The following is a 15,364-nucleotide window of genomic DNA, read 5'->3' as shown; positions in this document are numbered from 1 at the left end:
ACCGTACAATAACCGCATTCATTTACATGATCATTGATAAAGTTTCAGGATATCCCATGACAACAGCAGATCAGCGTCCAATTATTTTGACTGGCGATCGTCCAACTGGACAATTACATTTGGGGCATTTTGTGGGTTCTTTGCGTTCGCGTGTTGGCTTACAAGATTCTCATCATCAGCATATCTTATTGGCAGATGCTCAAGCACTGACCGACAATGCCGACAATTTCGAAAAAGTACGTCGTAACATTTTTGAAGTTGCGCTGGACTATTTAGCTGTTGGGATTGACCCAAGCAAAACCACTATTTGTGTGCAATCACATTTGCCTGCACTGAATGAATTGACCATGTTGTATTTAAATTTTGTTACGGTTGCACGTTTAGAGCGTAACCCGACCATTAAATCTGAAATTCAAATGCGTGGTTTTGAACGAGATATTCCGGCAGGTTTCTTATGTTATCCGGTTGCGCAAGCTGCCGACATTACCGCGTTTAAAGCAACCGTTGTGCCTGTGGGTGAAGATCAAATCCCAATGATTGAACAGACCAACGAAATTGTACGTCGTCTTAATCGACAAATTAATCAAAATCTTTTACCTGAATGCAAAGCGCTGTTATCGAATACTGGCCGCTTACCTGGTTTTGATGGAAAAGCCAAGATGTCGAAATCTTTGGGCAACACCATTGTTTTAAATGCCTCAGATAAAGACATTAAAAAAGCCGTTAATGCCATGTATACCGATCCAAATCATCTACGCATTGAAGATCCAGGTCAGGTTGAAGGCAATGTTGTTTTCACATATTTAGATGCTTTCGACCCAAATAAAGAAGAAGTTGAAGAGCTCAAAGCGCATTATCGCCGGGGTGGTTTGGGGGATGGAACCGTAAAAAAACGCTTAGAAGCGGTTTTAAAAGACATTATTGCGCCAATTCGTGAACGACGTAATGAGTTAGAGAAAGACCCTGACTATATTATGGATGTTCTGAAAACCGGAACTGACAAATGTAAAATTATCACTCAGTCAACTTTAGATGAAATTAAGCATGGCTTAGGCATGTTTCACTTCTAATTGTTTTTAAAAACACAAAAGCTCATATTTTGATTAAATATGAGCTTTTTTTTATATAAAAATGCACTTTTTTTACACGAAGTCTCAACATCGTTACATAAAAACCTACCACGCCAGTCAACTTTAAGATATTATATTTTTAGACCGTTTGGTTAACTTATCAAAAGGTCGTTTCTCCTTTTACGAAACTGTGTATTTCAGCTTTTCGTTATTCAGCGCAGTGGATACCCCAACCACTGCGCTTTTTTTGAATTAAAGCATCAAGTGCAATTTTAAAAGTAATAAACATCAAGCTATCTGGCTTGTTGTAATACCTTAAATACCGTTTGACCAATTTCAGCTGGACTACGCGTATAAGCCATTCCTGCTTTTTCAAATGCCTGAAATTTTTCTTCAGCCGTTCCCTTGCCACCAGAAATAATTGCACCTGCATGCCCCATACGCTTTCCTTTGGGTGCTGTCACTCCAGCAATATAACCCACCACAGGTTTGGTTAATTCAGACTGAATAAACTCGGCTGCTTCTTCTTCTGCTGTACCGCCAATTTCACCAATCATAACAATGGCTTCGGTATCGGGATCATTTTGAAATAATTTTAACGCATCAATTTGGTTCATTCCCGAAATTGGATCACCACCAATGCCTATACAAGTTGATTGCCCAAGGCCCAATTTAGTCGTTTGGGCAACGGCTTCATAGGTTAATGTGCCGGAGCGTGAAATAATGCCAATCTTTCCAGCTTGATGAATGCGCCCAGGCATAATGCCAATTTTACACTGCTCGGGGGTAATAATTCCGGGGCAATTCGGACCAATGAGACGGGCTGTACCGCCATAGGTTTCTAAATAACGCTTTGCCTTTAACATATCTAAAGTTGGTACGCCTTCGGTAATCACTACCACCAATTGCACACCGCTATCTAATGCTTCGACAATCGAATCGAGCACATACGGTGCAGGAACAAAAATCACCGAGGCATCGGCGTGGGTTTCTCGCACAGCATCTTTCATGCTGTTAAATACAGGTAAATCTAAATGGGTTTGCCCACCTTTACCCGGTGTAACACCTCCAACCACTTTGGTGCCGTAATTGAGTGCTTGAACTGCATGGAATGTTCCATTTTTTCCAGTAAACCCTTGTACTAAGACCTTGGTATCTCGATTAATCAGAACACTCATGACTGGTTTCCTTTGGTATGATTGATTTGTTGTTTTGCAGCAAATACCACTTTTTCGGCCGCATCGGCTAAACCATTGGCAGAAATTAAATCTAATTCAGACTCATCTAAAAGTTTTGCACCCAATTCGGCATTATTGCCCTCTAAACGTACCACAACAGGAATATTCAACTGAATTTCGTGTATGGCGGAAATAATAGCTTCTGCAATCATGTCGCAACGGACAATGCCACCAAAAATATTAATCAAAACCGCCTTCACTGCATGATCATCTAAAATAATTTTAAACGCTTCAATCACACGCTCTTTGGTTGCACCTCCCCCAACATCTAAAAAATTTGCGGGTCGACCGCCATAAAGTTGGATAATATCCATGGTCGCCATGGCAAGCCCTGCCCCATTCACCATGCAGCCAATATTGCCATCTAAGGCAACATAATTTAATTCATGTTCAGAGGCTTTGAGTTCACGTTCATTTTCTTGTGTTGTATCGCGTAAATGTGCAATTTCAGGAATACGATACAGGGCATTGGCATCGATATTAATTTTTGCATCGACACATAAAATTTCACCGCTTTCACGAATAGACAGCGGATTAATTTCAAGTAAAGCAAAGTCATTTTCAATAAAAGCACGGTAAGCGTTATGCAATAATTCAGAAAATTGTTGAATTTGAAGGTCGTCTAAATGCAGTGCATATCCCATTTCCTTGGCTTGAAAAGGCAATAAACCCAGCAACGGATCTATTTCTATTTTTATAATTTTTTCTGGAGTTTCACTGGCGACTTTTTCAATTTCAACACCGCCTTCGGTTGAAATCATAAACACAATACGCCTTGAAGAACGATCGATTACAGCACCTAAATAAAGCTCTCTTTCAACGGGATAAACATCCTCGCACACCAACAAACTATTTACTGGTTGACCTAATTCATCGGTTTGATAGGTTACTAAATGTCGACCCAATAGTTTTTCAGCGCTTTGTATGGCTTCTTCTTTAGATTTAACCACTTGTACACCACCAGCTTTACCTCGACCGCCTGCATGAACTTGTGCTTTTAACACTGCACACTTTCCAGCTAATTTTTTATACGCGATGCCTGCTTCTTCTGCGGTGGTTACTAAAATGCCTTCTTGAATGGGCAGTCCATATTGCTTTAATAACGCCTTAGCTTGATATTCATGCAAATTCATTATGTATCCTTTTCTTGCATTAATAAATTATTATTCAATTCGGTATATCGTTTTTATATCATTGAATCTTGTATAAAATTTACACTAAGAACCGTGTAAAGCAAAATCATTTAAATGTATCTTTTTATTATTTAAAAATAAGCCTTTTTTTATTTATAAAAAAAAGGAGTGGTCGAAACCACTCCTTTTCGCTTTTTTTTAAAACTTATTTGCGTTTGCGTTGAATCGCATGGATGGCACGACCATCTACCGCCAAAGCCGCCTCATGCACCACTTCAGAGAAAGTTGGGTGACCAAAAGTCATCAATTGTAAATCTTCAACTGAAGATACAAATTCAAGTGCAATCATCCCTTGGTGTACGATATCAGACGCAGCAGGTCCAATCACGTGCATACCCAATAAACGATCAGTTTTGGCATCTGCAACGAACTTCACGAAACCTGCGCCTTCACCAGCAGCCAATGCACGACCATTCACCGCAAAACCGAATTGACCGGTTTTCACTTCGTGGCCTTTTTCTTTGGCTTGTTCTTCCGTTAAGCCAACCCATGCCGCTTCAGGATGCGTATAAATGACTGAAATAATGGTGTCGTAGTTTACTTGGGCAGCGTGACCGTGAATACGCTCAACCGCCATTACACCTTCTTCCATCGCTTTATGCGCAAGCATTGGACCACGGACTAAGTCACCAATTGCATATACGCCTTCAACTGAAGTTGCACACCAATCGTTCACTTCAACTAAACCACGTTCAGTCAATTTAATGCCGCAATCATCTGCCAATAAACCTTCAGCATAAGCACGACGGCCTACACAGACGATTAACTTATCAAAAGTTTGCGTTTTTTCTTCGCCGCCTTGGGTGTATTTAACAGTCACTTCACGACCATTAATTTCAGTACCAGCAACTTTTGCACCAACACGAATGTCTAAACCTTGTTTAGTCAACAGTTTTTGGTAGTCTTTCGCAAGTGCTTTATCTGCCATTGGCAAGAACGCATCCATCGCTTCAAAGACCACCACTTCAGCACCTAAACGACGCCAAACCGAACCTAACTCTAGGCCAATTACGCCTGCACCAATCACACCTAAACGTTTTGGTACTTCTTGGAACTCAAGTGCGCCTGTTGAATCTACGATAAGATCTTGATCAACCGGTGCAACTGGAATATTTACAGGCACAGAACCTGTGGCAAGAATGACATATTTCGGTTCTAAAACTTGGGTTTCGCCCTCGTGGGATACAAACTCAACTTTTTTACCTGCCAATAATTTACCAGTACCTTTCAACCACTCAATGCCATTGCCTTTAAGCAATTGGTCAATACCACCGGTTAATTGGTCAACAATTTTATCTTTACGTGCCAGTAATTTTGCTAAATCAAAATTCACTTCGCCTGTGCTAATACCGTGATCAGCCAAGTGATGCACCGTATCTTCATAACGATGTGATGAATCGAGCAATGCTTTCGATGGGATACAACCCACGTTTAAGCACGTTCCACCTAAAGACGGCTTGCCTTTATGAATACGTTTTTCAATACATGCCACTTTAAAACCAAGTTGAGCTGCACGAATTGCCGCTTCATAACCACCCGGTCCACCACCAATCACAACAAGATCAAATTGCTGAGACATATTTATCTCCGTGTCCCCAAACAGAGCAGCACTCTGCTTGGGCGAATTATTATCCGTAAAAATTAAAGGTCTAAAATCAGTTTTGCTGGTTCTTCAAGCAATTCTTTGATGGTTACCAAGAAGCCAACTGCCTCTTTACCATCAATCATGCGATGATCATAAGAAAGCGCCAAGTACATCATTGGTAAAATTTCAACTTGACCATTCACCGCCATAGGACGTTCTTGGATTTTATGCATACCCAAGATACCCGTTTGTGGCTGGTTCAAAATTGGCGTTGAAAGTAACGATCCAAACGTACCACCATTAGTAATGGTGAATGTACCGCCAGACATTTCTTCAATAGTCAATTTACCTTCACGCGCTTTACCTGCATAAGCTGCAATGCCTGATTCAACTTCTGCATAGCTCATACGGTCGGTGTCACGTAATACTGGAACAACCAAACCACGCTCGCTCGATACAGCAACACCGATGTCGTAGTAACCGTGATAAACGATATCATCACCATCGATAGATGCATTCACCGCAGGATAACGTTTTAACGCTTCTGTTACAGCTTTAACAAAGAATGACATGAAGCCTAAACGGGCACCATGACGTTTTTCAAAGATGTCTTTGTATTGCTTACGCATTTCCATGACAGGTTTCATGTTGACTTCGTTAAATGTGGTCAACATTGCCGTTTCTTGAGTTGCAGAAAGCAAGCGCTCAGCAACACGTTTACGTAAACGCGTCATTGGAACGCGTTTTTCAATACGCTCACCTACAGCTACGCTTAATGGTGTTACAGCTGCAGCTGGTTTTGCTTGATGATTAGTTACATCTTCTTTGGTAATACGTCCGCCACGGCCAGTGCCTTGTACGTCATCTGCATTCAAACCAGTTTCAGTCAATGCTTTACGTACCGCTGGTGCTTGGTCAGTGACAGCTTGTGAACGTTCAACAACTGCTGCTGGACCTGCTTGCGTACTTGCCGATGCTTGTTCAACTTGCTCAGCTGGTGTTGCAGAAGCTGCTGCACCTTCTTCAAATTGTGCAATGACTTCAGCCGATAAAACGGTATCGCCTTCATTTTTAACAATTGCAACCAAACTACCATCGGCAGGTGCAACCACTTCTAATACGACTTTATCTGTTTCGATATCACAGATGACTTCGTCACGTGCTACCGCTTCCCCAACTTTTTTATGCCATGTCGCAACGGTTCCGTCTGCTACAGACTCTGGAAATACTGGTGCCTTAATTTCGGTTGCCATTTCTTTAATCTCTCCTGATTTATTCAGCGTCAAACGCAAGCGCGTCTTGAATTAACTGAGCTTGTTGTTTTGCATGCAAATATGGTGAACCAACCGCAGGTGCAGCCGAAGCTTCGCGTCCTGCATATTGAATACGCATCGATTTTCCAACCACTGCTAGAGTTTCATATAAACGATGCGCAATAAAGTGCCATGCACCTTGGTTTTGTGGTTCTTCTTGACACCATACCAATTCGTCAACATTTGGATATTGCTTAAGCACTTCAGCCAAACGTTGTTCTGGATATGGATACAACTGCTCAATACGTACAATGGCAACATTGTTAAGGGCTAACTCACGACGTTTTTCAAGCAAATCATAATACACTTTACCGCCACAAAGGACTAAACGAGTCACTTCTGCGTGGTTTAATGTATCAATTTCATCAATAACCGTTTGGAATTGACCTTGCGCAAGCTCATCTAAAGTTGAAGTTGCTAATTTATGACGCAACAACGATTTAGGTGACATCACAATCATTGGTTTACGGATTGGACGAACCGCTTGACGGCGCAACGCATGGAAAATTTGCGCTGGTGTGGTTGGGGTAATCACTTGCATATTGTCTTCAGCACACAGCTGTAAGAAACGCTCTAAACGTGCAGATGAATGCTCAGGACCCTGACCTTCAAAGCCGTGTGGTAACAGCATAGTTAAACCACAAACGCGCTCCCACTTGGTTTCACCCGATGCGATAAATTGGTCAATCACCACTTGCGCACAGTTTGCAAAGTCACCAAATTGCGCTTCCCAAACAATTAAGCTATTTGGCAACGTGGTTGCATAACCATATTCATACGCCAACACTGCCATTTCTGACAATAATGAATCCCAAAGCGCAAAACGCGGTTGGTTTTCTTTAACATGACATAATGGAATGTAAACCGAACCATCTGCTTGGTTGTGCAATTTTGCATGACGATGTGAGAACGTACCACGCCCCACGTCTTCACCACTAATGCGCACCAAATAACCTTGATCTAACAATGTCGCATACGCCAGTGTTTCTGCGGCACCCCAGTTCAGTGGCATATCACCAGTTTGCATTTTTAAACGTTCGTCAATCACTTTTGAAACTTGACGCTGCATCTCAAAGCCTTCTGGCAATTCACGCATTTTGCGACCAAGTTCTTTTAAACGCTCAAGATCAAACGAGGTATCCCAATCATCGGTATAGTCATGATCTAAATAGGGTTTCCAATCCACAAACATTTTTGTGTTTGGTTCTAACACCAACGCATTCGCAACATGCTTACCTGCTTCTAAATCAGCACGGTAATCTTCAATCATTTTGTCCGCTTCAGCGCGATCGAGCACTTTTTCTTGGACTAAAACGTCTGCATATAATGTACGTGTGGTTGGTTGCTTATTGATGATTTTATACATCATTGGCTGTGTTGCCGATGGTTCATCCGCTTCGTTATGACCACGACGACGGTAACAGAACAAATCAATCACAACATCTTTACGGAAGGTATGACGGAAGTCATGTGCAAGCTGTGCAATAAACACTACCGCTTCAGGATCATCCCCATTCACATGGAAAATTGGCGCCTGAACCATTTTGGCAATATCGGTACAGTATTCAGTCGAACGCGCATCGCGTGGGTCTGATGTTGTAAAGCCAACTTGGTTGTTCACCACAATATGAACCGTACCACCCACGGTATAACCACGAGTTTGCGACATTTGGAAGGTTTCTTGGTTTACACCTTGACCTGCAAATGCAGCATCACCATGTACAATTACAGGTAATACGTCATCACCACCAATATCTTTACGACGTACTTGGCGCGCGCGAACAGAACCTTCAACCACTGGTCCAACAATTTCTAAGTGCGATGGGTTAAATGCCAACGCCAAATGCACTTCACCACCTGGGGTCATCACATTCGATGAATAACCTTGGTGATATTTCACATCGCCAGAACCTTTTTTGTTGAGCGCTTTACCTTCAAACTCACCAAAAAGATCGGCTGGGTTTTTACCCATAATATTCACAAGCAAGTTTAGACGGCCGCGGTGTGGCATACCAATCACCACTTCTTTACAACCAACCGCACCTGCACGTTGAATAATTTCGTTCACCATAGGAATGAAGGATTCTCCACCTTCAATACCAAAGCGTTTTGCGCCAACGAACTTATTACCTAAATATTTCTCTAAGCCTTCAGCCGCAGTCAAACGCTCTAAGAAATGTTTCTTTTGTTCTGTGCTAAAACCAAATTGACCGCGTGCACTTTCTAGGCGTTGTTGAATCCAACGTTTCTCTACTGTGTCGACAATGTGCATATACTCTGCACCAATCGATCCACAATAAATCGCTTGCATAGTTTCTACCATTTCGCCAAGCGTTGCTTCATCTTTACCAATCGCCAAGTTACTTGTGTTGAACACTGTATCAAGATCAGATTTCGTCAAACCATGTGCACCCAGTTCTAAATCGGGTACATCTTCACGTTTCGCCAAACCAAGAGGGTCTAACTTCGCTTTTTGATGTCCACGATTACGATACGCGGCAATCAGCTGTAAGACACCAATTTGACGTTTTTCATGCTCGGTACTAATTGTACTTTGCACAACGGGTTGAATGCGGTTTGAATTACGACCAAGTAATAAAAATTGTTCACGCACAGTTCCGTGTGGTTGGTCGCCTTTAGGGAATTTATCAAAATATTGACGCCAGTCTTCACTGACCGATGATGGAGAAGTTAGGTATTGCTCGTATAACTCTTCAATATACGCTGCACTATCACCAGAAAGTTCAGTATCAAGACGCAATGCGTCAGCAACTTCTTGCATTTGTGGACCCATTTCCTATTGCAAAAACATTACAGATCACTCGATAAAGCAATCCATGACTCATAATGCCAGATTGCTAAACATGACATTATGCCTAATGACTTACGCCATTAGGATCGTGAGTTTAACCATTCAGGAAGATTACTCCCTGATGAGTTCAATGAATTATCACGCCCATACCTGGCATCATTACTCATTTCTTATACTCGACACACTGCCGAGCAATTTTTTGCAAATCGTCTTAGAAAAGATAAATAAATCATTTAGCTTTTCTAAGGCGGTTTTATTTTTCAGGTTGTTCTATTTTCTCATATTTTGAAATTGAAGTGTTATTTTAATACGCTTTTTTTTCAACATATGGATGGGCTAAATGCTAGCATGTTCTCCATCACGAATAAATTTTTTTACCCTATAGTTCCTATAAAAAATAAAAATATTAATAGCCATCAAATGGTTTACATATGTTGATCTATCTATGAAAAACTTGCAATTAGCAGCATTGAATATTTAACACAGCATGTACAAATAAAAAAAGCACACCCGAAGATGTGCTTTTTACAATCAAACCATTAACCCGCTTGATCGAACAACATATTACGAATGTGACCAATGGCTTTGGTTGGGTTTAAACCTTTCGGGCAAACCGACACACAGTTCATAATACCTTTACAACGGAACAAACTAAACGGATCGTCTAAACGCGACAAACGATCTTGCGTTGCTGTATCACGCGAATCAATGATAAAGCGATACGCATTTAACAATGCCGATGGACCCAAGAATTTATCTGGGTTCCACCAGAACGATGGGCATGAAGTTGAACAACATGCACACAAGATACATTCATACAAACCATCTAAATGCTCGCGCTCTTCAGGCGATTGCAAACGCTCTTTTGCAGGCGCTGGCTGATTATTGATTAGGAATGGCTGAATTTTGTCGTATTGATCGTAGAATTGGTTCATATCCACAACCAAATCTTTAATCACAGGCAGACCTGGTAATGGACGAATCACGATTTTTTCAGGTAAATCGTTTAAGTTCCACAAACACGCCAAGCCATTTTTACCATTAATATTCACACCATCTGAACCACAAATACCTTCACGGCAAGAACGACGGAATGTTAAGGTTTCATCTTGAACTTTTAACGCAAGTAACGCATCAAGCAACATACGGTGCTTATCGGTTAACTCGAGTTTAAACGTTTGCATGTACGGCGCTTTATCCTTATCAGGATCGTAGCGGTAGATTTCGAACGTACGCGTGCCTCTACTCATCTTATTTCTCCCGATTAGAATGTACGTGGCTTAGGTTCGATCGCTTCAACCGTTAATGGTTGATAACGAACAGGTTTATACTCTAAACGATTGTCTGATGAATACCATAACGTATGCTTCATCCACTCATCATCACGACGTCCGTATGGATAATCTTGATGATCTGGGTCTAATTCATAATCTACAACCGTATGCGCACCACGACATTCTTTACGTGCCGCCGCAGAAATAAGTGTCGCTTTAGCAACTTCATATAAGTTTTCCACTTCCAAAGCTTCAACACGCGCAGTGTTAAAGACTTTAGATTTGTCTTTTAAATGAATGTTACGAACGCGCGGCTCGATTGCCAAAATTTGCTTCACACCTTCGTCAAGCAATGCTTGAGTACGGAACACGCCTGCATGGTCTTGTACGATATCGCGAATTGCATCGGCCACGTCTTGTGCATTTTCACCCGCTGTCGTCTCATCTAAATGACGTACGCGCTGCAAAGTTTGTTCAAGAACATTGTTTGGCAATGGCTGATATTCATCGCCATGATGCTTGGTCACATAATCAATAATGTGCTCGCCCGCAGCTTTACCAAACACTACAAGATCAAGCAATGAGTTAGTACCTAAACGGTTTGCACCATGTACAGACACGCAAGAACATTCACCAATGGCATAAAAACCTTTAACTGGTTGAGTATAATCGCGGCTACCTTGGTACGAATAGGTTTTGGTCGCTTTGTCGTAATGTGCTGAGAATTCACCTTGCTCAGTACCGACTGGCACAACCACCTGACCATGAATATTGGTTGGAATACCGCCCATTTGATAATGAATGGTTGGCACTACAGGAATCGGCTCTTTGGTAATATCTACGTTGGCAAATTTCTTACCAATTTCAAATACCGAAGGTAAACGCTTCATGATGGTTTCAGCACCTAAATGCGTCATATCTAACAAGATATAATCATTTTTAGGGCCACAACCACGACCTTCTTTAATTTCTTGGTCCATTGAACGTGAAACGAAGTCACGTGGCGCCAAGTCTTTTAATGTTGGTGCATAGCGTTCCATGAATGGTTCGCCATCTTTGTTACGCAAGATTGCGCCTTCACCACGGCAACCTTCAGTTAACAATACACCCGCGCCAGCAACGCCTGTTGGGTGGAACTGCCAGAATTCCATATCTTGTAATGGAATACCTGCACGCGCAGCCATACCTAAGCCATCGCCAGTATTAATATAGGCATTGGTTGATGCACGATACACACGACCTGCACCACCGGTAGCAAATAAGGTTGCTTTGGCTTGGAATACCGCAATGTTACCGGTTTCTTGGTCGTAAGCTGTTACACCAAGTACATCGCCTGCTTCATTGCGGATTAAGTCTAATGCAATCCATTCAACGAAGAATTGAGTACCCATTTTCACGTTGCTTTGATACAAGGTATGCAATAGCGCATGACCTGTACGGTCAGCAGCAGCACAAGCACGTGGCACCGCTTTTTCACCATAGTTTGCAGAGTGACCACCAAATGGACGCTGATAAATCGTGCCATCTTTGTTACGGTCAAACGGCATACCTAAATGTTCTAATTCATAAACCACTTTTGGCGCTTCACGTGTCATAAATTCACACGCATCTTGGTCGCTTAACCAGTCACCACCTTTTACCGTGTCGTAAAAATGGTAGTGCCAGTTATCTTCTTGCATGTTACCTAATGACGCACCAATACCACCTTGAGCAGCAACCGTATGCGAACGTGTTGGAAACACTTTAGTTAAAACAGCAACTTTTAAACCAGCTTGCGCCATTTGATATGCAGCACGCATACCAGAGCCACCGCCACCCACAATCACAGTATCGAAAGTAAGGTTTTGGATATTTGAATAATCTTCTTTAGGGGTTAACGTACCCATGATTTCTTCCTATCAATTCGCCCAGAAAATCTGGCATGCCCAAATTGCATAAACAAAAACTGCAACAATCACCGCAGTTGTTAACACAAGGCGCAAACCGTTAGCGGATGGACCCATTTGGCGTGTAGTTACGTAGTCTGTAAACACTTGCCACATGCCAATCCATGCGTGTGCTACCAATGACAAAATAGCCAATAAAGAGAAAATCTTCATTGGTAAGGTTTTCATAAACCCTGTCCATTGGTCAAAACTAAAACCGCTATGGAAAACAATCCAACCAAATATCACAACGGTGTAGACTGCCAATATCACAGCACTCAAACGTTGGATATACCAATCACGAGAACCTGAACCCGTTAAACCTGTAGCACTTTTCATTAGATCACAATCCATACAAATGCCGCGATAATTGCAATCGCAGACAAGACCAATGAAACTGTAGCTGCAACCCGACCACTTTGTAGTTCTTCGTTAAAGCCAAGGTCAGCAAGTAAATGCTTAATCCCACCAATTAAATGGTAAATTAAACCTGCGACAAAAACCCAAACGATGAATCGTACAAAGAAATTCCCAAATATTTGTTCTTTGACATAAGTAAAGCCTTCAGGCGAAGACAATGACTTATCTAATATCCATAATAGTACTGGAACCAACAAGAATACGATGACACCAGATAAACGGTGCAAAATTGATGCAATAGCCACGGGTGAGCGTAAATTTACCGCTAACACTTGCCCCATGGACAAATTGACAGGTCTGTTGCTTTTCACAGCGGGCATCCTGTAGTAGAAACTCCATCCGGAGTTTGTAGATTAATTCGAAGGAAAGCTGGCATCTTTAGGCAAACCTTTGCCTAAATGTTTTTAACGACAATCAATTATAAAACGCAAAATGTCAAAATTCAAACAACTAATATTCAGTCAAACGCAATCACATTAAATAAATAATAATCATTATCAAATATATAGATTTAAATTAAGTGTATTCCTGATGAAATATCAACGACCTTCTTCATTCAATTAAATCTGCATGCAGATTTATTTGCAGTCAAAATAAATAAAAGTAATTCAAATACATTAGACTAAAGCAGAATACTTTATGTTCAAAATTTAACGCTTTTTATCGTTTTTCAAAAAGATAAAAACAATTAACAACCTGAAACCCCATATCGCACCAATTAGGTGCGTTTAAAAAATAATGTTGTTTTTTATCATTGAGTTTTCATTCGTAAAAGTTTTTTTCAATCAATCTAAATATAAAAATCAATTAAACATCAGCCAAATAGTTTAAATAATGAGTTTTTAAGAATAAAAGTTTTACCAAATATTTCCGTAACAAAAGCTATAAATATAAAGGTTTTCGCAACAAAAATGCTTATTTTACAAACAGCGAATCATCGTTTTTTTCTATTTTTTTGATTTTTTTTAAAAAGAGTTTCATGTTTTTTTTCGTATCTTGCTGTAAATTGATAGCGAAATAAGCCTCTCAGCTCAATTTTTGTATGGATACAAGCACGGAAGCAGTCGCTCAAAAAGAGACTAAACGCATTTATCCATAAGTATGATTGACATTTTTTGAGCAAAGAATAAGCTTAATTCGTTTTTTATCGTTCTGATGACGTTCATTAAAAGACTATTAATACGCATCAGTATCACATTCACCAGGACAGGAGATCTATTGAATGTCTGAAGCAACTGGCAAGAAAGCCGTTTTAAAACTTGATGGACAAGAAATTGAATTACCAATTTACAGCGGTACATTAGGTCCCGATGTCATCGATGTTAAGGATGTTTTAGCTGCAGGTCACTTCACTTTTGATCCAGGGTTTATGGCGACAGCTGCATGTGAATCAAAAATCACTTTTATCGATGGGAACAAAGGGATTTTATTGCACCGCGGTTACCCAATTGATCAACTTGCGACCAAAGCAGATTACCTAGAAACTTGTTATTTATTGTTAAATGGTGAACTTCCGACACCAGAACAAAAAGACGAGTTTGATACCAAAGTTCGTAACCATACGATGGTTCACGACCAAGTTAGCCGTTTCTTTAATGGTTTCCGCCGCGATGCTCACCCAATGGCGGTGATGTGTGGTGTTGTTGGTGCATTGTCTGCGTTCTATCACAACGGTTTAGACGTTGAAGACGTTAACCATCGTGAAATTACTGCAATTCGCTTAATTGCAAAAATTCCAACTTTAGCAGCTTGGACTTACAAATATACGATTGGTCAACCGTTTATTTATCCACGTAATGATTTAAATTACGCTGAAAACTTCTTACACATGATGTTTGCAACCCCAGCAGACCGTGATTATAAAGTGAATCCTGTGCTGGCTAAAGCAATGGATCGCATTTTCACACTGCATGCTGACCACGAACAAAATGCGTCAACCTCTACAGTTCGTCTTGCGGGCTCTACTGGTGCAAACCCTTATGCATGTATTGCTGCGGGTATTGCTGCCCTTTGGGGACCTGCGCATGGTGGTGCAAACGAAGCTGTTTTAACTATGCTGGATGAAATCGGTAGCGTAGAAAACGTTCCTGAATTCATGGAAAAAGTAAAACGCAAAGAAGTGAAGCTTATGGGCTTCGGTCACCGTGTGTATAAAAACTTTGACCCTCGTGCCAAAGTGATGAAACAAACTTGTGACGAAGTACTTGCAGCACTTGGTATCAACGATCCACAGCTTGCATTGGCAATGGAACTTGAGCGTATTGCGTTGTCTGATCAGTACTTCATTGAACGCAACTTGTATCCAAACGTTGACTTCTACTCAGGTATCATTCTAAAAGCGATTGGTATCCCAACAGAAATGTTTACCGTAATCTTTGCGCTTGCACGTACGGTAGGTTGGATCAGCCACTGGTTAGAAATGCATAGTTCTGCATATAAAATTGGCCGTCCACGCCAACTTTATACGGGCCCATCAGCACGCGACATCAATCGCTAATTTCCTCAGGGAAGCTGAAGAACGACAAAAAGACCGC

The 15,364-nt window shown here is 41.1% G+C and carries 11 protein-coding genes; 2 read left to right on the top strand and 9 right to left on the bottom strand.

From position 1 onward, the window contains the following. Positions 1-56 precede the first annotated feature (56 nt). Positions 57-1,070 carry a tryptophan--tRNA ligase gene (gene trpS / locus I2F62_RS04995; protein WP_324625927.1) on the top strand — a complete coding sequence of 338 codons (1,014 nt, stop codon included), beginning with the start codon at positions 57-59 and terminating at the stop codon, positions 1,068-1,070. A 293-nt stretch (positions 1,071-1,363) separates the two neighbouring features. On the opposite strand, the gene sucD is transcribed toward trpS, so the two are convergent. The 9 genes from sucD to sdhC form a co-directional block, all read right to left on the bottom strand. Beyond that, on the bottom strand, positions 1,364-2,248 hold the full coding sequence (gene sucD / locus I2F62_RS04990; RefSeq protein WP_324625926.1) for a succinate--CoA ligase subunit alpha: 885 nt from the start codon (positions 2,246-2,248) through the stop codon (positions 1,364-1,366). After that, positions 2,245-3,441, bottom strand: a complete 1,197-nt coding sequence (gene sucC, locus I2F62_RS04985; RefSeq protein ID WP_324625925.1) for an ADP-forming succinate--CoA ligase subunit beta — start codon at positions 3,439-3,441, stop codon at positions 2,245-2,247. Before sucC ends, sucD begins: the two co-directional genes overlap by 4 nt. A gap of 205 nt (positions 3,442-3,646) precedes the next feature. After that, complete coding sequence (gene lpdA / locus I2F62_RS04980; protein WP_324625924.1) at positions 3,647-5,080, bottom strand: dihydrolipoyl dehydrogenase; 1,434 nt, start codon at positions 5,078-5,080, stop codon at positions 3,647-3,649. 62 nt (positions 5,081-5,142) lie between these two features. Beyond that, on the bottom strand, positions 5,143-6,339 hold the full coding sequence (odhB, locus tag I2F62_RS04975; RefSeq protein ID WP_324625923.1) for a 2-oxoglutarate dehydrogenase complex dihydrolipoyllysine-residue succinyltransferase: 1,197 nt from the start codon (positions 6,337-6,339) through the stop codon (positions 5,143-5,145). 19 nt (positions 6,340-6,358) lie between these two features. Then, positions 6,359-9,181, bottom strand: coding sequence for a 2-oxoglutarate dehydrogenase E1 component (locus I2F62_RS04970; RefSeq protein WP_324625922.1), 2,823 nt, complete (start codon positions 9,179-9,181; stop codon positions 6,359-6,361). A 569-nt stretch (positions 9,182-9,750) separates the two neighbouring features. Then, entirely contained in the window at positions 9,751-10,461 is a 711-nt protein-coding gene (locus I2F62_RS04965; RefSeq protein WP_324625921.1) for a succinate dehydrogenase iron-sulfur subunit, read from the bottom strand. A 14-nt stretch (positions 10,462-10,475) separates the two neighbouring features. After that, positions 10,476-12,371 (bottom strand): FAD-dependent oxidoreductase, encoded by a 1,896-nt coding sequence (locus tag I2F62_RS04960; RefSeq protein ID WP_324625920.1) that lies wholly within the window; start codon positions 12,369-12,371, stop codon positions 10,476-10,478. A 12-nt stretch (positions 12,372-12,383) separates the two neighbouring features. After that, positions 12,384-12,749: a succinate dehydrogenase, hydrophobic membrane anchor protein gene (sdhD, locus tag I2F62_RS04955; RefSeq protein ID WP_324625919.1), complete on the bottom strand. Its 366-nt coding sequence runs from the start codon at positions 12,747-12,749 to the stop codon at positions 12,384-12,386. After that, the gene (gene sdhC, locus I2F62_RS04950; RefSeq protein ID WP_324625918.1) at positions 12,749-13,150 is read right to left on the bottom strand and encodes a succinate dehydrogenase, cytochrome b556 subunit; all 402 of its coding nucleotides are present in this window, start codon (positions 13,148-13,150) and stop codon (positions 12,749-12,751) included. Before sdhC ends, sdhD begins: the two co-directional genes overlap by 1 nt. A 902-nt stretch (positions 13,151-14,052) precedes the next feature. On the opposite strand from sdhC, the gene gltA reads away from it, so the two are divergent. After that, a complete protein-coding gene (gene gltA, locus I2F62_RS04945) occupies positions 14,053-15,327 on the top strand; it encodes a citrate synthase (RefSeq protein WP_324625917.1) in 1,275 nt (424 codons plus the stop codon). The last annotated feature ends 37 nt before the right edge of the window (positions 15,328-15,364 follow it).

The organism is Acinetobacter sp. MD2(2019) (assembly GCF_035615615.1).
Classification (GTDB): domain Bacteria; phylum Pseudomonadota; class Gammaproteobacteria; order Pseudomonadales; family Moraxellaceae; genus Acinetobacter.
The sequence above is the reverse complement of the archived record's forward strand: the minus strand, read 5'-3'. Positions and strand labels throughout refer to the sequence as shown.

Bases quoted from the DNA above. Each gene is read 5' to 3' on its own strand.
- trpS (WP_324625927.1), top strand. From the start codon at position 57: ATGACAACAGCAGATCAGCGTCCAATTATTTTGACTGGCGATCGTCCA.
- sucD (WP_324625926.1), bottom strand. From the start codon at position 2,248: ATGAGTGTTCTGATTAATCGAGATACCAAGGTCTTAGTACAAGGGTTT.
- sucC (WP_324625925.1), bottom strand. From the start codon at position 3,441: ATGAATTTGCATGAATATCAAGCTAAGGCGTTATTAAAGCAATATGGA.
- lpdA (WP_324625924.1), bottom strand. From the start codon at position 5,080: ATGTCTCAGCAATTTGATCTTGTTGTGATTGGTGGTGGACCGGGTGGT.
- odhB (WP_324625923.1), bottom strand. From the start codon at position 6,339: ATGGCAACCGAAATTAAGGCACCAGTATTTCCAGAGTCTGTAGCAGAC.
- I2F62_RS04970 (WP_324625922.1), bottom strand. From the start codon at position 9,181: ATGCAAGAAGTTGCTGACGCATTGCGTCTTGATACTGAACTTTCTGGT.
- I2F62_RS04965 (WP_324625921.1), bottom strand. From the start codon at position 10,461: ATGAGTAGAGGCACGCGTACGTTCGAAATCTACCGCTACGATCCTGAT.
- I2F62_RS04960 (WP_324625920.1), bottom strand. From the start codon at position 12,371: ATGGGTACGTTAACCCCTAAAGAAGATTATTCAAATATCCAAAACCTT.
- sdhD (WP_324625919.1), bottom strand. From the start codon at position 12,749: ATGAAAAGTGCTACAGGTTTAACGGGTTCAGGTTCTCGTGATTGGTAT.
- sdhC (WP_324625918.1), bottom strand. From the start codon at position 13,150: ATGCCCGCTGTGAAAAGCAACAGACCTGTCAATTTGTCCATGGGGCAA.
- gltA (WP_324625917.1), top strand. From the start codon at position 14,053: ATGTCTGAAGCAACTGGCAAGAAAGCCGTTTTAAAACTTGATGGACAA.